The following is a 424-nucleotide window of genomic DNA, read 5'->3' as shown; positions in this document are numbered from 1 at the left end:
ACTTGCCGGAGCCGGACAGGCCGGTGAACACCACCATGCGGTTGCGCGGCACCTCCAGGTCCACATCCTTCAGGTTGTGCTCGCGAGCGCCCTGGATGACGATCTTCAGGTCGTTGGGCAGATGCCCCAGGTCGGCGATCAGCGAGGTGCCGTTCTGCCTCATCGGGGCCTTGGCCAGCTCGCGCGCGAGGAACGAGTCGCTGGTCAGCACCCGTTCCACCGTTACCGTGCCGTTCTTCGACGCCGTACGTTTCGCAGCCACCGCAGCCTCCTTATGCCGATATGGATTGGTCGCCCGTTATATCATGCCAAGGATACCGCATTCGGCGCGATGATTCGAACAGTTGTTCGATGGCGTGTCCTGTTTCATCCGCGGCGGGCGACGAAGCGCGCGGTGGACAGGTAGATAATCCAGGCGACCGGC

At 63.0% G+C, this 424-nt stretch carries 1 protein-coding gene; it reads right to left on the bottom strand.

What is annotated here, in order from left to right:
• Positions 1-262: hypothetical protein (locus B4C31_RS08435; protein ID WP_291532100.1), on the bottom strand; the 262-nt coding region annotated here is incomplete at its 3' end.
• Positions 263-424: the final 162 nt, after the last annotated feature.

This window comes from Bifidobacterium sp. UBA4282 (genome assembly GCF_002394995.1).
In the GTDB taxonomy this organism is placed as follows: Bacteria; Actinomycetota; Actinomycetes; order Actinomycetales; family Bifidobacteriaceae; genus Bifidobacterium; species Bifidobacterium pullorum_B.
This window is presented reverse-complemented; position numbering and strand designations above follow the sequence as displayed.